Below are 23857 nucleotides of genomic sequence, written 5' to 3'. Positions count from 1 at the left end.
GTTGTGAAGGCTGGGATCAAAACGGATGCCGCGCTTGCGCGGCAGAAAACAGAGGCAAGTCTTACGCCGACGCATGAAGCGGTGCCAGCGGCGAAGCATCACGATGTTGCAAGCGGAAGAACGACGCGTAGCGTCCGCCACGGCGCAGCAGGTCGTCGTGGCGGCCGCGCTCGACGATCTCGCCGCCCTCGACCACAAGAATGGCGTCGGCGTGCATGATGGTGTGCAGGCGGTGCGCAATGACGATCGTGGTGCGATTCTGGCAGAGATGCTCGATGGCTTCCTGCACCGATTTTTCGGATTCGGAATCTAGCGCTGCGGTAGCTTCGTCCAGCAGGATGACCGGCGCGTTCTTCACCAGCGCGCGCGCAATGGCGATGCGCTGGCGCTGGCCGCCGGAGAGTTGTGCGCCGTGCTCGCCGACCGGCGTCTCATATCCGAGCGGGAAGCCCATGATGAAATCATGGGCGCAGGCGGCCTTGGCTGCCGCGACGATCTCGTCTTCCGTGGCGCCCGGTTTGCCGAAGGCGATGTTTTCGCGGATCGTGCCGCGGAACAGATAGACATCCTGGCCGACATAGGCGGTCTGGCCGCGCAGTGAGCGCCGCGAGACTTGGCCGATCGACTGGCCATCGATGGTGATGTCGCCTTCGCTGACCTCATAGAGTCGCAGCAGCAGTGCCAGCACCGTGGACTTGCCGCCGCCGGACGGACCGACCAGCGCGGTAACCTTGCCGGGCTCGGCGACGAAGCTCATGCGGTTGAGCACGACCTCGTTGGGGCGATAGCGGAACGTCACGTCATGCAGCTCGACGCGCGCATCGGTCAGTTTGAGCGCCGGTTTGTGGTCGTCATTTGGCTCGGAAGCCGGACTGTCCACGATCTCCAGCAGTGTATGCGCGCCGATGATCTGACTGTTGAGATCGATGTTCAGCCGCGCCAGCCGCTTCGCCGGCTCATAGGCCAGCAGGAAGGCGGTGACGAAGGAAAAGAATTGCCCGGGTGTCGCGCCCATCGCCACCACGCGATAGCCGCCATACATCAGCGACGCCGCGATGGCGAAACCGCCGAGGGTTTCCATCAGCGGGCTGGAGCGGCTGGAGACGCGCGCCATCTTGTTGGCGTTCTGCTCGACGGCCGTGATGCTCGCTTCCATGCGCTGCTGCATGGTCTGTTCGAGCGTGAAGGCCTTCACCGTGCGGATGCCCTGCAGCGATTCCTGCATCACTTCCAGAATCTCGGTGGTGCCGGTGAACTGGTTGCGAGCGAGGCCCTTGATGCGGCGGACCAGTTTGCGCAGCACCAGCATCGCGGGCGGCGCGACCAGGAAACCGAACAGCGCCATATAGGGATCCTGCATCACCATCACGCCGACTAGCGCGATCAGCGACAGCAGATCGCGGCCGACGGCGTTGATTAGCAGGCTGAGCACTTGGGTCACCGAATTGGCGCCGGCGGTGAGCCGCTGCAGGAATTCCGACGAATGTCGCTCCGAGAAAAAACCGATGCTCTCGTTCATCAGCTTGGCAAAAAGCCGGCGCTGATTGTTGGCAACGATGGCGTTGGAGATCTTCGAAAGAATGACGGTATGGCCGTAGGTCGACGCGCCCTTGATCAGGAAGATCACCACCACGAAGCCCGAGAACAGCGCGATCCGCTCGATGCTCTTGTCCACATAGGCTTGGTTGATAACCTCGCCGAGCATATAGGCGGCACCTGCGGTGGTCGCGGCGGAGACGGCCATCAGCAGGAAGGCCAGGAGGTAGCGCCGCCAATAGGTGACCGCCTGTTCGGCGACCAAGCGGCGGATCAGCGCCCAGGCGCCGTAAGGATCGTCAGTGACTTTGCGAGTAATCTTGGCCATCCGCGGTCCAGCGACGGCGCCGGGCAGGGATTTGCCGAGGCGTCAGGGTCAGCTTGCGAAACAGCCGCCTGATTGCCCGTTAAATCGCGGTTTTTCAAGCCAAAATCGGGCTTGCCAAGACTTTGTTAACCCATTGGCCCGGCGGTGTCCGTCGCCGGATTCGGGCCGATTTTGCCCTAGAATCTCTCGAAAGCACGGCACGCGACAGGTAGCGCCATGCTTCCGGTTGGCAGGATGTAACCCGATCAGAACCGGTAATTCACGCCCGCTTTCATGGTGTGGAACCTGGTATCGACCGAGATGCTGGAGTTGGAGGAGAAGCCATTGGCGACGTCGTTGACGGCGGTGGAGAACAGCGTGCTCCGGCCGAGATCCACATAGAGATATTCGGTCTTGAATGACCATTGGGGCGCGAAGGCATATTCAAGGCCGGCACCCGCGGTCCAGCCCCACTGTGTCTGGCCGGCTGACACCGCCGCAACCTGGCCGAGCACACCATTCGGGCCGGTCAGAGTAAAGTTCCCGTTGGTGTTGACCCGGCCATAGGCGCCGCCGCCGGTGCCGTACAGAAACACGCGGTCCCATGCATAGCCGAGCCGCCCGCGAATCGTGCCGAACCATTCGACTTCGGAGCCGGTGCCGAATGCCGCGGACGTGGTCACGCCGTTATTGTTCAGCGTCTGATTACCCTCGAATCGGCCCTTAATGCCGGACCACTGGAAGTCGGTCTCGATGCCGACGACGAAGCCGCCGTTGTATTGATAGTTGTAACCAGCCTGTCCGCCGCCGAAGAAACCGCTTGAGGTTAGGCTGAATTTACCCGCGGTGCTGGCAACCAGAGGATCAGTTTCGGCCTGCAACTGCCGCTGTGTAGCCTGAAATGGATAGTCGAACTTGTCGCCGCCGAAACCGACATTGGCGCCGACGTAGAAGCCGGTCCAAGAGAACACCTGGACGGGCGCGACGGGCGCCTTCACCGGATAGGGCATGTCGGCCGCAATGGCAGGAACGGCTACACCGATAAGCAGTGCTGCGCCAGCGAATACTCTCTTCATGATCAGGCCCCTCAGTTTCTTGCTCTCGGCAAGTGATTTCCGATGCATCGCCGTCATCAGCGATCGCATGTGAAGTGTCGTCGAGCGAAGACATCTGCGAATGATGCCGGGACTCGCGGCTTCCACGTGCACAATGACAGGGCTGGCGGAGAGGTCTTGTTCACGCGCGTAGCAGATTTTAGTTCTCGCGCACTGCCACTAAACTTCGCGTCGATGTGGCGTTGTCGCAACAGCACATATGCGCACTACACAAGCGCAGTTGCTGACGTCTGATGTTGTCATGCCGAACATTTATTCGTGATGCGGTCGCTTGGTGCTGCTACATTGGTCGTCGGAAATGAGTTGGACGCATGCATCAGGCCAGTTTTGTCTCAGATGGATTTGATCCGGAATTGCTGGATCATCAGAAATTCGCACTGTGGTGCGAAAACATGGAAGCGCTCACCTGCTGCGTGGACATCACACGTGCCGAAGATCGGCCATTCTCGGCCTTCGTGCACTGGGCAGATTATTCGAAGGTGCGGGTCACGCGGTTCGGCGGCACGTTCAGTCGAATCCGGCGATCCAGAACGGCAATCTCGCGCGGACCCGACGATGATTTCTGTTTGATGTTTCATCGAGGCGAGGGGATGCTGGTTGTCGATCAGGTCGGGCGCGAGACGGCCTTGTCGTCAGATCGCGCATTTCTTGGCACAAACGGACGTCCGGCCGATTTGCGATCGGATGCGGATTTCTCGTCGACGACGCTGACCGTCAGCAGGGAGCGCCTGTTGCCCCTCATTGGCAATGTCGACGATCTCCTGATCCAGCCGCTCGACGAACGGCGCGCAGCCGTGGCTCATCTGAGACGCTACATCGACATCTCGGTCGATCTGCTGCGCGATCCGCATGATGCGGAGCTCGACAGCCATATCAGCACGACATTGCTGGATCTGACGGCGCTCGCGCTAGGTGCCCGCGGCGACGCTGCGCAACTTGCGTCGATGCGCGGTCTGCGCGCGTCGCGAACGCAGGAAATCATCGCCGAGATCGATCGCCATTTCGCGGATCCGGGTTTCTCGGTGGGGCAGGTCGCGCGTCGGTTGGATTTGTCGCCGCGCTATCTCCAGGACCTTCTGCAAGATACCGGATCGAGTTTCACCGAACGCCTTCTGGAGTGCCGTCTGCAACATGCAATGCGTTTGCTGACGAGCGAGCAGGGCGATCGGCTGAAGATCAGTGAGATCGCGCTGGCCAGTGGCTTCAACGAGATCTCATACTTCAATCAGCGGTTTCGACGGCGTTTCGGAGAGACGCCGACGCAGTGCCGGCGCTGATCTAACTACTCAGGCCGATTTCGCCATCAATTCGATGCCATGGCGCTCGCGGGCGAGCTTCTCTTCCCAGGCCAGCGCGTGGCGGGCGATGGTTTCGAGATCGTCGTATTGGGGCGTCCAGTCGAGCGTCGCGCGGATTCGGGTGGTATCGGCGATCATGGTCATGATGTCGCCGTCGCGGCGCGGGGCGTATTGAACCGCGAAATTTCGGCCCGATGCACGGCGCACGGCTTCGATGGTTTCCAGCACCGAATAGCCGCGGCCATAGCCGCAATTCAGGGTCGTGGATGCGCCGCCTTCGCGCAGGTAGCTCAATGCGGCGCGGTGGGCCTGAACGAGGTCGCTAACATGGATGAAGTCGCGGATGCAGCTTCCGTCGGGCGTCGGGTAATCGGTTCCGAATACGTCGATCTTGCTGCGCTGGCCGGTGGCGGCCTCGACGGCGATCTTGAGCAGATGCGTCGCGCCCATGGTGGCCAGACCGGTGCGGCCCTGCGGATCGGCGCCGGCGACGTTGAAGTAACGCAGCGCGACGAACTCCATGCCATAGGCCGGTGCGATGTCGTGCAGCATGATCTCGGTCATCAGCTTCGATGATCCGTAAGGCGACAGCGGACGCGTTGGGGCATCTTCTGCCACCGGCGTGAAATCGGGATTGCCGTAGACGGCAGCGGTCGACGAGAAGATAAATTTTTTGACGCCGCATTTCACTGCCGCGCTGAGCAGGTTGCGTGTCGTCATCGTGTTGTTGCGATAGTAGGCAAGCGGGTCGCGCATCGATTCCGGCACGACGACAGAGCCCGCAAAATGGATGATGGCGTCGATGCCATGGGCAGCAATGACGCCCTCGACAAGGTTCTCATCAGCGATATCGCCGATAAACAGCGGAACGCCCTCCGGGAGATATGTTGAGAAGCCCGTCGACAAATTGTCGATCACGACCACGCTCTCGCCGGCTTCCACCAGCGCATGGACCATGTGACTTCCGATATAACCGGCGCCGCCGGTGACAAGGACGGTCATTGGATTTACTCACTCTCCCGTTTTGGGAACGCTATCGCGCCCGGGATGAAGAGTGGGTTTCGACGGCCGGCAACTGGCCACTATGCTTAATGTTGCGTATAGGAAATCGGGCGAAATGGAGTCACCTGTGCCGATTGCGGGCAAAACGGCCGATAAACTGCAGCTGATCGTCACGAATCTGCACTGGCGCTACTCCGGTGTGACGGCGACCAATCGCATGGTGGCGCCGAAACTCGCAGACATGTTCGACGCGGCTTGGCTTGGATCCGACGCGCCCGCCGGCATTGCGCGCATGGATATCGGCGATCTCGTGAAATTGTGGCTGCGCCGCAAGCCGGTGATCTGGCACGCGCGGCGCAACAACGAGATGATTGCCGGCGTTCTGCTCAAGGCGCTCGGGTGGCCGCTGAAACTGCTCTTTACCTCGGCTGCGCAGCGCCATCATACGTGGATCACGCGCTGGCTGATCGGCAGGATGGACGCCATCATCGCCACCAGCGAGATCTCCGCGTCGTATCTGAAGCGATCGGCGACTGTGGTGACGCATGGCGTCGATACCGATCGCTACGCGCCGCCCATCGATCGTGCGGCGGCGTTTGCGGAAGCGAGTTTACCGGGGCGCTATGCGATTGGTTGCTTCGGCCGCGTGCGTGCGCAGAAGGGAACTGATCTTTTCGTCGATGCGATGTGCGAGTTGTTGCCGCGCTATCCGGATTTCACCGCTGTCATTGTCGGGGCAATCACGCCGGACCAGATCGGCTTTGCCAATGAGCTCAAGAAGAAGATCGCTGACGCCGGTCTGCAGTCGCGCATCGTCATCACCGGCGAATTGCCGATCGAAGAGGTCGGGCGATGGTATCGACGCCTGACGATTTACGCATTTACCTCGCGCAATGAGGGCTTCGGTCTGACACTGATCGAGGCGATGTCTGCAGGAGCAGCGCTGGTCGCAACGCGTGCGGGCGCCGCGGAGATCGTGGTCGAGGAGGGCGTGACGGGCAAGCTCGTGCCAACCGGCGATGCAGTGGCACTCACGCTAGCATTGGAGCCGCTGATGCGCGATCCCGATGCCGCTGCAGCCATGGGTGAACGTGCGCGCCAGCGTGTGCTCGACAAATTCAGCCTCGATGCAGAAGCGCGCGGAATCGCGGAAGTTTATCGCAGGCTGCTCTGACCCTGCAGGATATCCGCAACGAACGCGTCCAAGTCACCGCCGGCAAACAGGAAGCCGGGTAGATGCGCGGCCTTGGCCGCTTCGATATCCGTATCGCGGTCGCCGATGGCAAAACTGCCTTTGCGTTGCACAGGCCAGTGCTGCATCAGATCGAGGATCATGCCCGGGCTCGGCTTACGCCAGTGATGATCTTCCAGATAGCCCGCAACTGATCCGGCCGGATGGTGCGGGCAATAGCGGACGTCATCGATGCGGGCGCCTTGTGCGGCGAGTTCGGAGCGCATCCACTTAAACAGCGTATTGAGCTCGTCTTCGGTGAAATAACCGCGTGCGACGCCGGACTGGTTCGAAAACAGGAAGACGAAATAGCCGGCGTCGTTGAGCCGGCGAATGGCCTTGGCCGCATTCGGCATCCAGCGGATGCGATCGGATGTGCCCATATAGCCGTCGTCGTAATTGATGACGCCGTCGCGATCCAGAAACGCAGCGGGCTTTGTTTGCGTTGTCGTCATATCTGCGCGCTTCTGTTGGATGCCTCGGCCATCACGCCTTGAATGATTCCGGCAACGTCGTCGGCCGGGATGTCGCGCATGCAGGCGTGGTTATTCATGGTGCAGACCGGCCTGTGGCAAGGCTGGCAGGGAACGATGGTCTTGGTCTGTACTGTCGCCGCCAGCGGATTGAGGGGGCCCCATAGTTGCGGGCTGGTCGGTCCGAAAATGCCGACGGTTGGCGTGCCCACGGCGGCCGCAATATGCATCAGGCCGGAATCGTTGGCCACGGCGACATTGGCGGCGGCCATGCCGATCACGCCATTGCGTAGGTCGTTGGTCGTAAGATCGCGGGCGCGGGGACCGGCGGCAGCAATGATCTCATTGGCGAGGTCCTTCTCGCCGGGGCCGCCGATGACCCAGACGTCCAGCCCGCGCGCGACCAGCAGTTTTGCTGCCTCGGCATAATAGGTCCAGCGCTTGGACGAGCCCACCGAGCCGGGTCCGAGCGCCACTGCCGGACCGGCTCCCAGCCCATTGGCCTGCCGCCAGCGCGCGATCTCGTCGGCGGGCACGCGGAACTGGGGCACCGGCCATTCCGGCGGCAGCGGCGTGCCCTCCGGCAGCGCCAGCGCGCATTTCTTGTCGATCATGCGCGGCAGCTTCTTCTCGCCCCAGCGCCACTGGTTGATCAGGCCGAAGCGCGCCTCGCCAACAAAGCCGATGCGCTCCGGGATGCCGGCCAGAGCGGGTGCCAGAGCCGATTTCCAGGTCCGCGGCATCACCAGCGCGGTGCCGTAGTTCCGTGCGCGGAGGGTGTCCGCCAGTTCCCATTGCTTGGCGAGCGCGAGCTGGCTGCGCGGCAGGTCCCAGACGATGCCTGAGCGTACGCCCGGCATGTAGTCGACCAGCGGGGCGACCAGTCTGGTCACCAGCAAATCAACCGGCCGGTTCGGCCAGCGCTCTTTCAGGACCCGGACGACCGTATGACCCCGGACGAAATCGCCGATCCACATATAGGGCACGATCAGGATCGGCCGGGTATCGTCCGGATCGACCATCACGCCCTGGTATGGGGAATTTACGTTCATTCTTTCAAGGACTTCGCTGTTCTGCCGCAGGCAACATCCGGCTCAAATCGGTACCCGCTCCGTTCCGGCAGGTAAAGCCATTTGGGTTGCTTCCAAATATGTCCCCACGGTCTTTATGACATCCCTGCGCCCAAGTTGCCTGTGGGGCAGGGTTGAGGCAAAGGTGGGTCAATCATGAGATCGGGGACTTCATGCTGCTTGTGACCGGAGGGGCCGGTTTTATCGGATCGAATGTCGTGGCCGCGTTGAACGACGCCGGCCGCGCGGACGTGGCCGTCTGCGATGTGCTCGGCCATGATGGAAAATGGCGTAATCTCGCCAAGCGGCAACTTGCGGATGTGGTGCCGCCAACCGAGCTGATGGACTGGCTGAAGGGCCGCAAGCTCGATGCGGTCATTCATCTCGGCGCGATTTCGGAAACCACCGCGACCGACGGTGATCTGGTCATCGAGACGAACTTCCGGCTGTCGATGCGCTTGTTGGACTGGTGCACGGCCAATGCGACGCCGCTGATTTATGCATCGTCCGCTTCGACCTATGGCGACGGCGCGGAGGGCTTTCGCGACGAGCAGAGCGTTCCTGAACTCAAGAAACTGCGGCCGATGAATCTCTATGGCTGGAGCAAGCACCTGTTCGACCTCGCGGTGGCCGAGCGCGTCGCCAAGGGCGATAAGATGCCGCCGCAATGGGCCGGCCTGAAGTTCTTCAACGTGTTCGGGCCGAACGAGTACCACAAGGGCTCGATGATGAGCGTGCTGGCGCGGCGCTTCGACGACATCAAGGCCGGCCGCAGCATCCAGCTGTTCAAGTCGCATCGCGAAGGTATTGCCGATGGCGATCAGCGCCGCGACTTCATCTATGTCGAGGACGTCGTCCGCGTAATGATGTGGCTGCTGGCGTCACCCAATGTCAGCGGCATCTTCAATGTCGGCACCGGAACCGCACGCAGCTTCAAGGATCTGATGCTGGCTGCCTACACTGCACTCGGCACCAGGCCGAACATCGACTATATCGACATGCCCGAGCAGATTCGCGGCAGCTATCAGTACTTCACGCAGAGCGAAGTCGATCGGTTGCGCGGCGCCGGCTACAACGGCGGTTTTACAACATTGGAAGATGCGGTCTCGCATTATGTGAAGGGCTTCCTCGACCAGCCCGATCGCTTCCGTTGACGGCACAACAGGTACCGGTGTGATGTTTGATTTCGACGCCCTGTCGCACGCGATTGCCGACCAGACAGTGCTCTGCGTCGGCGATCTGATGCTCGACGAATTCGTCTATGGCGAGGTGTCGCGGATTTCGCCGGAAGCACCTGCGCCGGTCATCGCGGTTCAGCGCAGCGAGATCAATATCGGCGGCGCCGGAAATGTCGCACGCAATATTGCAGCCCTCGGCGCGAAATGCATCTTTGTCGGTCTGGTCGGTGAGGACGATGCCGGTGCAACGCTCAAGAATGCGCTCGCGCAGGAGCCTCTGATCGAAGCATTGCTGGTTGCGGATTCATCGCGTCCGACGACGCGCAAGGTGCGCTTCGTGTCCGAGCATTTCTCGACACATATGCTGCGCGCCGACTGGGAACTGGCGGCGCCTGCGTCCGCGTCCGTCGAAAAGCAATTGATCGATACAATTTTGCCGCAGCTCGCGCGTGCCGACATCGTACTGCTGTCTGACTACGCCAAGGGTGTGCTGACCGCGCGGGTGATCCGCAACGTTATCGATGCGGCGAAGAAGCTCGGCAAGCGCGTCATCGTCGATCCCAAGAGCGCAAATTTTGCGATTTATCGCGGCGCGACCTTGCTGACGCCGAACCGCAAGGAATTCGCCGAGGCAACGCGCAGCCGTGCGGATAGCGACATCAACATCGCGACTGCCGCGCAGGAAGCGATGATTCTGGCGGACTGCGCCGCGATGCTGGTAACCCAGAGCGAGCATGGCATGACGTTGGTGCCACGCGATGGTGAGCCCATCCATGTGCCGGCGCTGCCGGTCAAGGTACGCGACGTCTCGGGCGCCGGTGATACGGTGGCGGCGATGCTGGCTGTAGCGCTGGCGGCCGGGGCTGACTGGGAAGCGGCGTTGCGCGCGGCAACTGCCGCAGCAGCGGTCGCTGTCAGCAAGAAGGGGACGGCGGTGGTCACACCGTCCGAACTGCGTCGCCGGATTTTGCCGCATGCGTTTCTGGCCGCTGAAGAGAAAATCGTGGCATCAACTGAGCTCAATGCGCAACTGGCCGACTGGCGCAAGCAGCAGTTGCGGATCGGTTTCACCAACGGCTGTTTCGATATCCTGCATCCCGGTCATGTAAAGGTTCTGACGGCAGCGCGCGCGACTTGCGATCGCCTGATCGTCGGCCTCAACAGCGACGCGTCGGTGAAGCGTCTGAAGGGCGAGGGGCGCCCGGTGCAGGACGAACGCGCCCGCGCAGAAGTGCTTGCGGCGCTGGAGGCGGTCGATCTGGTCGTGATTTTCGAAGAGGATACCCCACTGAACCTGATTACGCAGATCGCGCCGGCGACGCTGGTCAAAGGCGGCGATTACACGCGAGAGCAGGTGGTTGGCCATGAGGTTGTCGCCGCCAACGGCGGAGAGGTGATCCTGATCGATATCCTCCAAGGCCACAGCACGACGTCGCTGGTCGAGCGCGCGCGCAGCGGACAGTCATGACACGCATCACACAGTTTTCTGCCCGTAACTGGCTGATTGCGACGCATGACGCCATCGTCACGGCGGCCGCGGTCGTTCTCAGCTTCGTGCTGCGTTTCGATGGCGAAAATCTGTGGGATCGGCTGCCGCTGCTCCTGAAGATCCTGCCGTATTTCGTCGTCTTCAGCTTTTTCGTCTGTTACCTGTTCAATCTGACGACGACGAAGTGGCGCTTCATTTCGCTGCCAGACCTGCTGAATATCATCAAGGCATCCACGGTGCTGACGGGCGCGCTTCTGGTGCTCGACTATATCTTCCTGGCGCCGAACGTGTACGGCACGTTCTTCCTCGGCAAGACAACGATCATCATCTACTGGTTCATCCAGATATTCTTTCTGAGCGGATCACGACTGGCCTATCGCTATTTCCGCTACACGCGTACGCGCAATCAGGCGCGCGCGATGGATGCGTCACCGGCACTGCTGATTGGTCGTGCGGCCGATGCCGAGGTGTTCTTGCGCGGCATTGAGAGTGGTGCCGTCAAGCGCATGTGGCCGGTTGGTATCTTGTCGCCGGCGATGTCCGATCGCGGACAGGCGATCCGAGGTGTGCCGGTCCTCGGCGGCATCGACGATCTCGGTAATGTCGTTGATGACTTCAGCACGCGGCAACGCCCGATCGAACGGATCGTGATGACGCCGTCGGCGTTTGAAGCAGAGGCGTTGCCCGAGTCGGTACTGATGCGTGCGCGCAAGCTCGGGCTGACGGTCAGCCGGATTCCGTCACTCGAGGAAAGCCGCGATACGCCGCAATTGGCGCCGGTGGCAGTCGAGGATCTGTTGCTGCGGCCGAGCGTCAAGATCGACTATGCCCGACTGGAGAATTTCGTGCGCGGCAAGGCGATCGTCGTGACCGGCGGTGGCGGCTCGATCGGCTACGAGATCTGCGACCGCGTCATCACGTTCGGCGCGGCACGGCTGCTCATTATCGAGAATTCAGAACCGGCGCTTCATGCGGCTATGGAAAAGCTGGCGGCCAAAGTCACCAGCGCAGCGATCGAGGGCCGCATCGCCGATGTCAGGGACCGCGAGCGCATTCATCAACTGATGATCGCCTTCAAGCCGGATGCGGTGTTTCACGCAGCTGCGCTGAAACATGTGCCGATCCTGGAGCGTGACTGGGGCGAGGGTGTCAAGACCAACATCTTCGGTTCTGTGAATGTCGCCGATGCGGCGCTCGCATCGGGCGCTGATGCGATGGTGATGATCTCGACCGACAAGGCAATCGAGCCGGTGTCGATGCTTGGCCTCACCAAGCGTTTTGCCGAGATGTATTGCCAGGCGCTCGATGGCGACGCCATCAGCGGCAGTGACGCCAAATCACCCATGCGGCTAATCTCGGTGCGGTTCGGTAATGTTCTGGCGTCGAATGGGTCCGTCGTGCCGAAGTTCAAGGCGCAGATCGAAGCCGGTGGGCCGGTGACGGTGACGCACCCCGATATGGTGCGCTACTTCATGACCATCCGCGAGGCCTGCGATCTAGTCGTCACCGCGGCAACCCATGCGATGAACGCGCAGCATGCCGATGCATCGGTCTATGTGCTCAGCATGGGGCAACCGGTGAAGATCGTCGATCTCGCCGACCGCATGATCCGGCTGTCCGGTCTTCAGCCCGGCTACGATATCGATATCGTGTTCACCGGTGTCCGACCGGGCGAGCGGCTCAACGAGATATTGTTCGCCGAGCAGGAGCCAACCAGCGAGATCGGTATTGCTGGCATCGTCGCTGCCCGCCCGAACGAACTGCCGCTGGAGACGCTGAACAGCTGGCTTGCGATCTTGCAGAAAGCCATTGAGGCGGATCAGCACGAGGTCGCTGTGGCGACGTTGAAGGATGCGGTGCCGGAATATCGGGCGGCGGCGCAGTGAGTCTGCGTCAGCGGCGCGGCGTCGAGAATGCCTTCAATACCGCGGCGACGGCGACGCTGCCAAGGACAAGCAGAGCTGTGTCGGCGACGCTTGAGCGGAGATAGATCGACAGCCCGGCCAGTACCGCCAGGCCGATATTGAGCACGAACACCGTTCGCACAACCTCGATCACGGCGAAGCCATTGTCCGTCGCGCGCTGATAGAAGTGCGAGCGATGCGCCAGCCACACCGGCTCGCGTTTTGCCACCCGCCGGAGCAGGGTGATGGTCGCGTCGGCAAGGTAATACAGCGGCAGCAGGATGGCGGCAGCCAGATGGTGCGCATAGGCCAGTTGCAGGAAGCACCAAGCCAGCAACAGCCCGATGGGAAGGCTGCCGACGTCGCCCAGAAACATCTTCGCAACGGGCCGATTGAACGGCGCGAAGCCGAGTGTGGCGCCGCATAGTGCAGCGGCAATGAGCGCCGTCGATAACGGCAGTTGCCCGGAGAAGCCGATCAGCACCAGCGCCGCAGTGATCGGAATCACTTCGGCCACTGTGATCCAGTCGAGCCCATCCATGAAATTCACGAGATTGACGAACCAGAGTGCAGCCAGCAGCAGCAAGCCGCGTTCGATCCAGAGAGGCAGGTCCGGTGTAATCTGCAGTGTCGGGGGCAGAGCAAACAGGATCGCGGCAATACTGACGGCTTGCAGCAGCAGTCGCGGCGTCACGGAAATCGGACGCAGATCATCAATCGCGCCGATGGTCGCGATCAGGATCGTTGCACCGAACAGCACCCACAGTGCCGGTGTCGCTGAGACGGGGAGAACTGCAACGGAGAGCCCGGCCACCAGCAGTGTGACTGATATCACCGCGATGCCGGCGCCTTGCGGTGTCGGCACCTTGTGGGACGATCGGGCGTTCGGTCGCGCCATTGCATAGCGGATGAGCAGCGGATGAATAGCGTTGATGCAAACCGCGGACAGAACGGCGGCTACAACCAGAGCGACGAAGGTTGTAATCAATTCGAATGACGACATCGGGATGACATTGATCGCAGGAAAGACATGCGTTGCGGGGAAGATTTGGGTCGCAATGAGACAAATAGTTCGGAGTTATGCACGGCGGCTCTTCTTACCCTGTTTTCATGGCATAGCTAGCGGCGAAGGCCGCGCTTCTGACGCAATCGGATGCTGCGATGCCGAAGTGTTGCAACATCATCGCCTGGATGGCTAATGGAATGCGACACGGATCGTCATGCAACATGGCGATTTCTGGCGAATGTCTGGGGACACGATGTCTGAACAACCCATCTTTGTCACCGGTGCTGCCGGCTTCATCGGTTTCCACGTGACGCGGCAGCTGCTGGCCGAAGGCCGAACGGTCGTTGGTCTCGATAGCGTCAACAGCTATTACGATCCGGCGCTGAAGGAGGCGCGGCTGAAGCTGCTGGAGGGCCAGCCTCGCTTTACCTTTGTGAGAGCGAATCTGGCAGATCGTCCCGCGATCTCGGCGCTGTTTGGCGAATACAAATTCCCTGTTGTCATTCATCTCGCTGCGCAGGCGGGTGTGCGCTATTCCATCGAGCAGCCGCACGCCTATGCCGATGCCAACCTCGAGGGCTTTCTCAATATCCTCGAAGGATGCCGGCACAATGGCTGCGCGCATCTGCTCTATGCGTCGTCATCCTCGGTCTATGGCGCCAACAAGAAGAAACCGTTCTCCGTCAGCGACAGAGTCGACAATCCGGTCAGTCTCTATGCTGCGACGAAGAAGGCCAACGAGTTGATGGCGCATTCCTACAGCCATCTCTATCGCCTGCCGACCACCGGGCTTCGTTTCTTCACCGTCTATGGTCCTTGGGGCCGGCCGGATATGGCGATCTTCCTGTTTACCAAGGCGATCCTCGACAAGCAGCCGATCAAGCTCTTCAATCACGGCAACATGCGACGCGACTTCACCTATGTCGACGACGTTGTCGGTGCTATCGGGCGGCTGATTGATCATGTGCCGACGGGTAGCGAGGACGAGGCGCCAGCGCGAATCTACAACGTCGGTAACCACAAGCCAGAGGACCTTTTGCATGTGGTCTCGGTTCTTGAGAAGGAACTGGGGCTTGAGGCGATCAAGACGATGCTGCCGATGCAGCCGGGCGATGTGCCTGAGACTTTTGCCGATGTGGACGATCTGATGCGTGACGTCGGCTTCAAGCCGGATACCTCGATCGAGGAGGGGATTCGGCAATTCGTGACGTGGTATCGCAGCCACTACGGTAATCTGAACGCGAAGGGTTGAGAGCGACTGATGAGCAAGCGCATTATTCCCCTGATCATGTGTGGCGGTGCCGGTACGCGCCTGTGGCCGTCGTCGCGTGAGGGGCGCCCGAAGCAATTTCTGCCACTATTCGGGCCGCGCTCGACCTTTCAGGACACCGTGATTCGCGTGTCCGATGCTGGCCTGTTCGATCGTCCCATTGTCATCACCAGTGCCGCCTATCGGTTCATGGTGCGCGAACAACTCGCCGAGATCGGGCTCGATGCAGACATTCTGCTCGAGCCGGCGCGGCGCGATTCAGGCCCGGCCATTGCCGCCGGTGCCGCGTTCGCCCAAACCCGCGATGAGGACGCGGTCGTGCTTGCACTTGCGGCTGATCACGTGGTGCGCGACGTGCCGGCTTTCGTGGCGGCGTGCCGGGCTGGTCTGGTGGTTGCCGATGCCGGGCATATCGTGACGTTCGGCGTGCAACCGGAGCGTCCGGCCACCGAATACGGCTATATTTCACCAGGCCAGTCGCTTTCTGACAAGGTGAAGAGCGTCGCCAAATTCGTCGAGAAGCCGGACCTGCAGACGGCAACCGGTTATATTGAGGCCGGCTATCTCTGGAACAGCGGCAACTTCATGTTTCGGGCGGGGATGCTGCTCGATGAATATCGTGGTGTCGACGCCGATAGTGTCGAGACCATCATCAGCGCTGTGGCGAAGGCCGGCCGCGATCTCGGCTTCTTTACGCTCGATGCGGACGCTTTCGGGAAGGCAAAATCGATCTCTGTCGACTATGCCGTGATGGAGAAGACGAGGAAGGCGGCCGTGGTGCCGGTGTCCTGCGGCTGGTCGGATGTCGGCTCGTGGCTCGCAGTGTGGGAGCTGTCCGACAAGGATGCGCAGGGCAATGCCGCGCAGGGTGTGGCGGTGTTCGAGGACTCGCGCAACTGCAACGTGGCCAGCGATGGTCCGGTGGTGGCGCTGGAGGGCGTTGACGATCTCGTGGTGGTGGCGACGCACGACGCCGTGCTGGTTTCCCGTCAGAAGGATGCCAACGGCTTGAAACGGCTTGTGGCAAAGCTGAAGGTCACGGCGCCACAGGTCACCGAGGATCATCTCAAGGTGCATCGCCCATGGGGATCTGTGCAGGCTCTTGAGGATGGCGAGCGCTATCAGGTCAAGCGCCTCGTGGTGAAAGCCGGCGAGCGGCTGTCACTCCAGATGCACCACCATCGCTCCGAGCACTGGATCGTTGTGCGTGGCAGCGCGAAGGTGACGATCAACGATCTGATCAAGACCGTCCACGAGAACGAGTCGATCTATATCCCGCTCGGTGCCACGCATCGTCTGGAAAACCCCGGCAAGATTCCGCTCGAGCTGATCGAAGTGCAGACAGGCAGCTATCTTGGCGAGGACGACATCGTTCGCATCGAGGATGACTACAAGCGGAACTAGCGGCCGTCGGGCGATACTCGCCCGAATCGATGCACCCACAGCGTGCATTCGCCTGAATTGGTGCCGGTGAGGGGCTACCGCGATCCCTTCATGTCGTATCTTTTTCCATTTTACGAAATAGCGATGGTTGCCACAATTGGGCGCGCTCTGGCCCGCCCAGCGCGCATTCATCGTCCTGGGGGCAGTTCTGCCACTCACGAAATCGTGTTAACCTGTTGTTAGGAATTGATAAATACCTGAAATCAGGACCGAAAATGACAGTGCCGTGACGGATAAGCGGACCGTGCCGCCTCCGGACGAGGTAATGCATTCTTGCAACAATGAGTCAGTTTTCGATCCAAAATGTGGCTTTCGGATTGCGGCAAGTTCCGTTTCTTGTTAGCGCTCAATCCATGAAGCAGATCGCAAAGATTTTCCTTGTAGTTGTATTGCTGGGATCGAGCGGCAAGTTCGCTCATGCAGCCGAACCATTTTTCATTCTTGACGCCATCAATCAGGCGGTAAAGACGAACCCAGGTGTCGGCGAGGCGTCTGCCAATCGCCGCGCCACCGAAGCCGAGCTTCGCCAGAGCCAAGGTACTTTGCTGCCTCAGATCAGGCTGCAGGCGAATACCGGCCCCGAGATGTTGAACCGGGCAATCGTTCCTGCGCCGGCCGGCAATGGCTCTTATGTCAACGGCAGCGAGGCGTCGGTAACGGTGCGCCAGCTGGTGTTCGACGGCTTTGCGTCCATCAACGACATCTGGCGTCAGGCTGCGCGCGTCGATGCTGCGGCGTTCCGGGTGCTTGAACGAACCGAACTGATCGCGCTCGATGCGGCTGAAGCCTATGTCGATGTGACCCGCTATTTGCGTCTGGTCGCGCTTGCCGAACAAAATCTCAAGGTTCATCTCGAATTGCGCGCCAATGTCCGTGCGCGTTTCGCTGGCGGTCGTGCCGGTGAGGGCGATACACAGCAGGCGGAAGAGCGGGTGGCTGCAGCAGAGGCCGTGTTGTCGGATTTCCGCCTCAGCCTCGATTTCGCGCGCGCCAAGTATCGCAAGACCGTTGGTCTTGAACCGTTCAATGTGCGTTTCCCCGGTCGCCTGCCCGATATGCCGGCCACCAAGAACGAGTCGCTCGACGTCGCCTTCAAGTACAATCCGACGATCCGCGCCGCTGGTGCAGATGTCGATGCGGCCAAGCGCGCTTTCGACTCGACCGCCGGCGCATTCGTTCCGAACGTCGCCCTGGAAGGCCGCGCGCTGCGCGGCAAGGACTCGATCACCTATCCGGGCAACCGCGACGAAGTCAGCGGCAAGGTTGTTGTGAGCTGGGATATCTTCCGCGGCGGTCAGGATGCGTGGAAGCGCGCCGAAGCTGGCGAACGCATGATCGAGCAGCAACAGCGCCATGCACGCCTGCAGCGTGATGCGCTGGAGTCGCTCGACAAGGCATGGGCTGCGCGGACGATCACGACGGAACGTGCAGCGGCGCTGGTGCGTGAAGTTGAAGCGGCTCGCCGTACTTTCGTGGCTTACAACAAGGAATACGAGCTCGGCCAGCGCACGCTGATCGATCTGCTGAACTCGCAGAACCAGTATTTCAACGCCAACGTCTCGCTGGTGTCCGCACGTGGCGTCACCGTGTTCGCCGACTATCAGTTGCTGGCGGCCATGGGACAGCTGCTGTCCTATCTGAAGACCGGCAAGCCGCCGGAGTCTGAGCCGATCGAGAGCCGTGCATCCGGTCTTATCCCGTATCGCCTGCCGCCGATCCTGCTGACGGCGCCGGAGCCGGGATCCGAACCGCTTAATACGGTTTTGCCCTTCCAGACCTGGAATTCGCCTTTCGCACCGGCGCTGGAACCGAAAGCCGTGCTGTTCGGTGATCGCTGGGCCTCGCAAGATCTGTCGAACGCTAACGCATTGTTCGTGACATCGGGCCAGGTCGGGCAGGGCAGCGTGTCGGCCGATGCTTCTGCGGGGCGCCGTTAACCAATTAAGCACGCGGATTTATAATCCGCGGTCGGGTTTACCGTAAGTTCAGCAATTCGTCTGAACCGCGAAATAGTGCAGGCGCTCCGCAAGGATCGCCTGTAAAGCTGGCAAGTCATATTTTGTAAGGCCAGTAGATCCGCGCACGGGTCATACAAGGCGCCTGGAATTTCCGAGGCTGCATTGAACATTCGCTCACCCCAGTTCGATATTGCAATGGACCTGCCGGCTGCGCCCGTAGCGGAGGTCGAGCATCAGCATGCTGATCCGTTAACGGACAGCCTGCTTTATCTCGCCGCTCACCACGGCAGAGCTGTCAGCCGCAGTGCGCTGCTTGCCGGTCTCCCGGTCGAGCGCGGCGTGCTGACAACGGCTCTGTATGAGCGCGCGGCGCAGCGGGCGGGCCTCGAGGCCGAACTGAACGAGCGACCGCTCAAGGATATCCCTGCACTGGTCCTGCCTGCTGTGCTTCTGTTTCACGATGGTTCGACGCGGATTCTGCGCGGCATCGATCTGGCGAGTGGCCGTCTGACACTGGCAACCCCCGTCGGTGACGGTGCAATCGCCATGGAGCGGATCGAAGCCGTCGAAGAGAAATATGCCGGCTTCGTCTATTTCGTCCGTCCGGCGTCCGTCAGCGATCCGCGCGCTGTCGCCGCCGGCGATTTGCCGAAGGCGCACTGGTTCTGGTCGGTCGTCAGCCGGTTCGGCTCTAACTACAGCCATGTCGCCATTGCAGCTTTCATCGTCAACATGCTGGCGCTCGCCGCGCCGCTGTTCACCATGAGCGTGTATGACCGCGTCATCCCGAATGGTGCGATCCCGTCGCTGGTCGCACTTGGTATCGGTCTGTCGCTGGCGATCGCTTTCGACTTCCTGCTCAAGGTGGTCCGCAGCCGCATCATCGACATGACCGGCAAGAAGATCGACGTGGTGCTGGCGTCGAACATCTTCGAACATGTGATGGCGCTGAAGATGGACAAGCGTCCGCCCTCGGTCGGCATTCTCGCCAATCAGATGCGCGACTTCGACTCGGTGCGCGAATTCTTCACATCGGGCACGGTCGTGTCGGCGACCGATATGATATTCGCGATCATCTTCATTGCGGTGCTGTTCGTGATTGCCGGGCCGCTGGCCTGGATCCCGCTCGCGATGCTGCCCGTCATGATCCTCGTCGGCCTCTTGATCCAGCGGCCGCTCGATCGTGCGATGAAGCGTCTGCAGGCGGAATCGGCCGCACGTCACGGCATCCTCATCGAGTCGCTGAACGGTATCGAGACCGTTCGCGCTGTCGCCGGCGAAAGCCGCGTACAGACAGTGTGGGAACGTTCCGTTGCAGCGACGGCACGTTCAAGCGAAGGTGTGCAGTTCTGGTCGTCGCTGGCGATGACCAGTGCGAGCGTGGCGACGCAGTTGTGCAGCCTGTTGCTGGTCGTGGTCGGTGTGTTCCTCATTCTTGACGGCAAGCTGTCGGTCGGTGCGCTGGTTGCGGCCAATATGTTGTCGGGCCGCATTCTCGGTCCCATCGCGGGCATCGCGGCCGTGATGACGCGCGCGACGCAAACCATGTCGGCCCTGCGGTCGATCGATCGCCTGATGGCGACGGAGCGCGAGCGGCCGCCGGAAAAAATCTTCGTGGCCCGCGAGATCACCAAGGGCAGCATCGAATTCCGCAATGTCAGCTTTTCCTATCCGAACAGCCCGGCCAAAGCCCTCGACGGCATCTCTTTCCACGTGAAGCCTGGCGAGAAGATCGGCATCATCGGCCGGGTCGGCTCAGGCAAGACCACAGTCGGCCGTCTGGCGACGGCGTTCTATCCGCCGAGCGAAGGCAGCATCCTGATCGACGGCATCGATATCCGGCAATACGACCCGGCGGACCTGCGCGCCGGCATCGGTTTCGTGCTGCAGGACACCGATCTGTTCTATGGCAAGCTGCGCGACAACATCACGCTTGGCCGTCCCGATGCGACCGATGAGGAAGTGCTCGCGGCTGCACGGCTGTCCGGCGTCGAGACCTTCATCGCCGGTCATCCGCAGGGCTACGATATGATGGTTGCCGAAGGCGGCCGTAGCCTGTCGGGCGGCCAGAAGCAGGCGATCGGCCTCGCACGTGTGCTGATCCGCAAGCCGCGCGTGTTGTTTCTCGACGAACCCACGGCGCATTTCGATGTGCGCAGTGAAGGTGAATTCCTCGATCGCCTCAAGACACTCGCCAAGGGTGAGATGTCCATTATCGTTTCGACGCATCGTCCGTCGCTCCTGTCGCTGGTCGATCGCATTCTCGTGTTCGACAACGGCAAGATCGTCGCCGACGGTCCCGCCGATCAGATCCTGACGCGCTTGCGTCCGCAGCCGCAGGCTCCTCAAGCCGCGGGGAGGCCGGTCAATGTCGCAGTCTGATTTCGCATTTTCGAACGACGTTCGTGCGGCCATGGAAATGCGCACGCCGCGGACGGCGCGGATGTTGTTGATGACCGTCACCGGTCTGCTCGTCGTGTTCCTGCTTTGGGCACACTTCGCCGTGCTGGATGAAGTGAAGCGCGGCAATGGCAAGGTGGTGCCGTCGCGCCAGACCCAGGTGGTGCAATCGCTTGAAGGCGGCATCATCAGCGAATTGCTGATTCAGGAAGGCGCCATCGTCAGAAAGGATCAGCCGCTGGCGCGCATCGAAGATACCAACTTCGCGGCGCAGTTTGGCGAAATCCGCGAGCGGCGCGGTGCCATGGCTGCCCGCGTGATCCGACTGGAAGCGGAGACCTTCGGCAAGACCAGCGTCGAGTTTCCGGAAGATCTCACGAAGCTTGCACCGCGTGCGGTTCAGACCGAACGTAGCGTGTTCGACGCCCATATGCGCAAGCTTGCGCAGGACATCGACGTGATTGCGCAGCAGGAATGGCAGAAGAAAAAGGAAATCGATGAGCTCCGTGCGTCGGAAACCCGCTTCTCCGAGACGCTGACGCTGCTGACCCGCGAAACCTTGCTGACGCGCCGGCTCTATGAGCAGAAGGTTGTTCCCGAGATCGAGATGCTGCGGTCCGACCGGCAGGCCACCGACATGCGCGGCCAGCTCGCGGTGGTGCAGGCAACCATGGTCAAGACGGAGGCCGCCGTGAAGGAAGCGCAGTCGCGACTTCTCAATATCACCACGGCATTTCGTTCCACGGCGGAAGATGATCTCGCGAAATCGCGCGGCGATCTCGCGGTGCTCGACGAAAACATCAAGTCCGCGCAGGATCGCGTTCGGCGCACCGAATTGCGGTCGCCGGTCTACGGCATCGTTAACAGACTCAACGTCACCACCATCGGTGCGGTCGTTGCACCAGGCGCCAGCGTGATGGAGATCGTGCCGCTTGAGGATACGCTGCTGGTCGAGGGGCGCATTCGTCCGCAGGACATCGCCTTCATCCGTCCGGACCATGAAGCGGTGGTGAAGCTCAGCGCCTACGACTCTTCGGTCTATGGATCGCTTCACGGCCGGGTCGAACGTATCAGCGCCGATACCATCACCGACGAGAAGGGTGACAAGAATGAGCGCGGCGAGACGTTCTACCGCGTCATGGTGCGCACCGAAAAGAACCACCTCGGCACTGCCGAGCAGCCGCTGCCGATCATTCCCGGCATGGTAGCGACAGTGGAAGTCCTGACCGGCAAGAAGTCGGTGCTGGATTATCTCGTGAAGCCTGCGCGCATGCTGCGTGACGAGGCGTTTCGTGAACGCTGATAGCGCTACGGAGCATCTCCGCTGCTCCGTATGTTACCTTGCTCCCAGTCCATCAGAGTCAACGAACTCTTAAAACGCAGGCTTCGCTAAAATTCGAGCGAATGCGTTGGTAGGCGATTGAGCGCGTTCAACGACATACCCGCACAGGTTGACGTGTTTTAACCGGCCTGAAGCAGCCCCCGATTTATCCCTGATGCCACAAGATCCGGACGGGGATCGACGCAATGACGTCGGCCGATGCTCCGGACAACGGGGCGTCAGTCATGTTGCGTATCGATCAGACGCGGGCATTCCCGCGTGCGCTGGGGTTCGTGCTCGCCGGTGTCGTAAGCGTCAGCGCTTGCGATGGAGCATTTGCAAAGTCACGCGCGAAGAAGACGGTGCTTGAGCGCCCCGTGATGGAATCGGCGATCGCGGGCATGACCGCGCCGCCGGTTCGGTTCTTCACGATCAACCAGGTGCTGGCCAAGCGTGACAGCGAGAACCGTGCAAAGCCCGGCAATATCGAACTCGCATCCTTGGACGCGTCGCAGGGATCAGATGCCAAGGTGATCAGCGATGCGCCGTCTCCGGCCGCGATCCTGCCTGCCACCAGCGAGGAGCCGTTCGGCCTGTTCACGTTCCGCGCGCCTGAAGGGTTGCTATGGACGAAATGGCGCGGTGTGGAAGAGCGTATGCGCGCCGACTTGAAATCGATCGAGGATTGCAAGGCTGATAGCGAGAACTGCGCCGCCGGCGCGCGCAAGTTTGTCGCCGTCACGCGTTCTGCCGCCGAGTTGGGTCTGCGCACACGCGTCGAGGCGATCAATCGCGACGTCAACTATGCGATCCGCTATGTCGGAGACTATCAGCAGCACGGCGTCGCCGATCTGTGGAGTTCGCCGCTTGAGACGCTGTCTGCGGGCATCGGTGATTGCGAAGATTATGCGATCGCCAAATTCGCCATGCTCGTCGCAACGGGCGTGCCGGAGGCCGATATCAAGATGATGCTGGTGCGCGACATGGCGGTGCGCCAGGACCATGCGGTGCTAACCGTCCGTGTCGATGGCCGCTGGCTGGTGCTCGACAATCGCTACTCCCGACTGTCGGAAACACGTGATCTGCCGCATTTCATGCCGCTTTTCGCTATCGACCACAAAGGCGTTAGCCTGTTCGCCGCGCCCTATGCCGCGCGTCCCCATCATGAGAGCGAGACCGACATGTTGCCCGCGGCCGAGATAGACGGCTTCGGCGGCGGCTCTTCCTTGCCGCTGGCGCTCTGAGATAGTTCGACAACACAACGTCGATAATCGGCCTGATATCGACGTTTTATGCGCTTCGCGATCTTGTACTTCCGTGCATCTTGGGCTCTTAATGCGCCAGGGTGAGGTCGACGAGGGGATTGAGATGCGCTTCAAGCACACGTTGTTGGGTTTGTTGGTGGCGGCCGGAATGGCTTCCGGTGCAACTGTCTCGCATGCCGAAGGCCTGCTTCCAGGCGCTGCCTTCTCCGTCGATTGTCAGAATGGGGCGGTCTACAAGCTGACCTCCGGCCGGGTGACCTTTCCCGGTGATATCGTCACCGGCCATCTGTACCTGACCCCGCACCGTGCGATGCCTGTTCGCCTGATCCCGATGGGTGAGGGATATCGCTATGCAGGCCGTGGCGTATGGCTGGATGGCATTCGCGAGCACGCGCTGTTGTATCGGGCCAAGTATAGCCCGGTCGCGTGCGTCGTTACCCGCATCTAGACTTTTATCCTATCAATTATCTCCTGCGATAGCAGTCCTGCGATAGCGAGTTGCGTATCTGCGCAGCTTGCCGATTCACGTCTGTGTCCGGAGAACAAGTCCGCGATCCCAGAGATTCGCGGAATGCGCACTGCAAATGGCGA

Annotated in this window: 18 protein-coding genes; 12 read left to right on the top strand and 6 right to left on the bottom strand. The window is 61.0% G+C overall.

What is annotated here, in order from left to right; genetic code table 11:
- Positions 1 to 61: 61 nt before the first annotated feature.
- The gene (locus LPB73_RS15635) at positions 62 to 1864 is read right to left on the bottom strand and encodes an ABC transporter ATP-binding protein (protein WP_093761976.1); all 1803 of its coding nucleotides are present in this window, start codon (positions 1862 to 1864) and stop codon (positions 62 to 64) included.
- A gap of 245 nt (positions 1865 to 2109) precedes the next feature.
- Positions 2110 to 2919, bottom strand: coding sequence for an outer membrane protein (locus tag LPB73_RS15630; RefSeq protein ID WP_231077431.1), 810 nt, complete (start codon positions 2917 to 2919; stop codon positions 2110 to 2112).
- Positions 2920 to 3269: 350 nt separating this feature from the next.
- Here LPB73_RS15630 and LPB73_RS15625 point away from each other — a divergent pair, with 350 nt between their 5' ends.
- The gene (locus LPB73_RS15625; protein WP_231077430.1) at positions 3270 to 4235 is read left to right on the top strand and encodes an AraC family transcriptional regulator; all 966 of its coding nucleotides are present in this window, start codon (positions 3270 to 3272) and stop codon (positions 4233 to 4235) included.
- Positions 4236 to 4244: 9 nt separating this feature from the next.
- Here the strand turns inward: LPB73_RS15625 and galE are convergent, their stop codons facing one another.
- Complete coding sequence (galE, locus tag LPB73_RS15620; protein WP_231077429.1) at positions 4245 to 5258, bottom strand: UDP-glucose 4-epimerase GalE; 1014 nt, start codon at positions 5256 to 5258, stop codon at positions 4245 to 4247.
- Between the two features lie 115 nt (positions 5259 to 5373).
- On the opposite strand from galE, the gene LPB73_RS15615 reads away from it, so the two are divergent.
- A complete protein-coding gene (locus LPB73_RS15615) occupies positions 5374 to 6432 on the top strand; it encodes a glycosyltransferase family 4 protein (protein ID WP_231077428.1) in 1059 nt (352 codons plus the stop codon).
- Here the strand turns inward: LPB73_RS15615 and LPB73_RS15610 are convergent.
- Together LPB73_RS15610 and waaF are read right to left on the bottom strand one after the other, a co-directional pair.
- Positions 6414 to 6944 (bottom strand): HAD family hydrolase, encoded by a 531-nt coding sequence (locus tag LPB73_RS15610; protein WP_231077427.1) that lies wholly within the window; start codon positions 6942 to 6944, stop codon positions 6414 to 6416. The genes LPB73_RS15615 and LPB73_RS15610 overlap by 19 nt on opposite strands.
- Positions 6941 to 8014, bottom strand: a complete 1074-nt coding sequence (gene waaF / locus LPB73_RS15605) for a lipopolysaccharide heptosyltransferase II (RefSeq protein ID WP_231077426.1) — start codon at positions 8012 to 8014, stop codon at positions 6941 to 6943. Before waaF ends, LPB73_RS15610 begins: the two co-directional genes overlap by 4 nt.
- A 191-nt stretch (positions 8015 to 8205) precedes the next feature.
- On the opposite strand from waaF, the gene rfaD reads away from it, so the two are divergent.
- From rfaD to LPB73_RS15590, 3 genes are read left to right on the top strand one after another with little or no spacing between them, the layout of a single operon-like run.
- Positions 8206 to 9186, top strand: a complete 981-nt coding sequence (rfaD, locus tag LPB73_RS15600) for an ADP-glyceromanno-heptose 6-epimerase (RefSeq protein WP_231077425.1) — start codon at positions 8206 to 8208, stop codon at positions 9184 to 9186.
- A 22-nt stretch (positions 9187 to 9208) separates the two neighbouring features.
- Positions 9209 to 10678, top strand: a complete 1470-nt coding sequence (gene rfaE1 / locus LPB73_RS15595; RefSeq protein ID WP_231077424.1) for a D-glycero-beta-D-manno-heptose-7-phosphate kinase — start codon at positions 9209 to 9211, stop codon at positions 10676 to 10678.
- Entirely contained in the window at positions 10675 to 12585 is a 1911-nt protein-coding gene (locus LPB73_RS15590; protein ID WP_175366703.1) for a nucleoside-diphosphate sugar epimerase/dehydratase, read from the top strand. The genes rfaE1 and LPB73_RS15590 overlap by 4 nt, the downstream gene beginning before the upstream one ends.
- Before the next feature lie 7 nt (positions 12586 to 12592).
- On the opposite strand, the gene LPB73_RS15585 is transcribed toward LPB73_RS15590, so the two are convergent.
- Entirely contained in the window at positions 12593 to 13606 is a 1014-nt protein-coding gene (locus tag LPB73_RS15585) for an MraY family glycosyltransferase (RefSeq protein ID WP_231077423.1), read from the bottom strand.
- Positions 13607 to 13862: 256 nt separating this feature from the next.
- On the opposite strand from LPB73_RS15585, the gene LPB73_RS15580 reads away from it, so the two are divergent.
- The 7 genes from LPB73_RS15580 (at position 13863) to LPB73_RS15550 (ending at position 23714) form a co-directional block, all read left to right on the top strand.
- Positions 13863 to 14861 carry an NAD-dependent epimerase gene (locus LPB73_RS15580; RefSeq protein ID WP_231077422.1) on the top strand — a complete coding sequence of 333 codons (999 nt, stop codon included), beginning with the start codon at positions 13863 to 13865 and terminating at the stop codon, positions 14859 to 14861.
- Between the two features lie 9 nt (positions 14862 to 14870).
- On the top strand, positions 14871 to 16283 hold the full coding sequence (locus LPB73_RS15575; RefSeq protein WP_231077421.1) for a mannose-1-phosphate guanylyltransferase/mannose-6-phosphate isomerase: 1413 nt from the start codon (positions 14871 to 14873) through the stop codon (positions 16281 to 16283).
- 392 nt (positions 16284 to 16675) lie between these two features.
- Positions 16676 to 18259: a TolC family outer membrane protein gene (locus LPB73_RS15570; protein ID WP_093761952.1), complete on the top strand. Its 1584-nt coding sequence runs from the start codon at positions 16676 to 16678 to the stop codon at positions 18257 to 18259.
- A 216-nt stretch (positions 18260 to 18475) separates the two neighbouring features.
- Positions 18476 to 20662 (top strand): type I secretion system permease/ATPase, encoded by a 2187-nt coding sequence (locus LPB73_RS15565; protein ID WP_231077420.1) that lies wholly within the window; start codon positions 18476 to 18478, stop codon positions 20660 to 20662.
- Positions 20649 to 21983 carry an HlyD family type I secretion periplasmic adaptor subunit gene (locus tag LPB73_RS15560; RefSeq protein WP_116660556.1) on the top strand — a complete coding sequence of 445 codons (1335 nt, stop codon included), beginning with the start codon at positions 20649 to 20651 and terminating at the stop codon, positions 21981 to 21983. The genes LPB73_RS15565 and LPB73_RS15560 overlap by 14 nt, the downstream gene beginning before the upstream one ends.
- 224 nt (positions 21984 to 22207) lie before the next feature.
- Positions 22208 to 23245: a transglutaminase-like cysteine peptidase gene (locus tag LPB73_RS15555; RefSeq protein WP_231077419.1), complete on the top strand. Its 1038-nt coding sequence runs from the start codon at positions 22208 to 22210 to the stop codon at positions 23243 to 23245.
- Between the two features lie 124 nt (positions 23246 to 23369).
- Complete coding sequence (locus LPB73_RS15550) at positions 23370 to 23714, top strand: hypothetical protein (protein ID WP_089268234.1); 345 nt, start codon at positions 23370 to 23372, stop codon at positions 23712 to 23714.
- Positions 23715 to 23857: the final 143 nt, after the last annotated feature.

The sequence above is a fragment of the Tardiphaga sp. 37S4 genome, assembly GCF_021044645.1.
GTDB lineage: Bacteria > Pseudomonadota > Alphaproteobacteria > Rhizobiales > Xanthobacteraceae > Tardiphaga > Tardiphaga robiniae.
The sequence above is the reverse complement of the archived record's forward strand: the minus strand, read 5'-3'. Positions and strand labels throughout refer to the sequence as shown.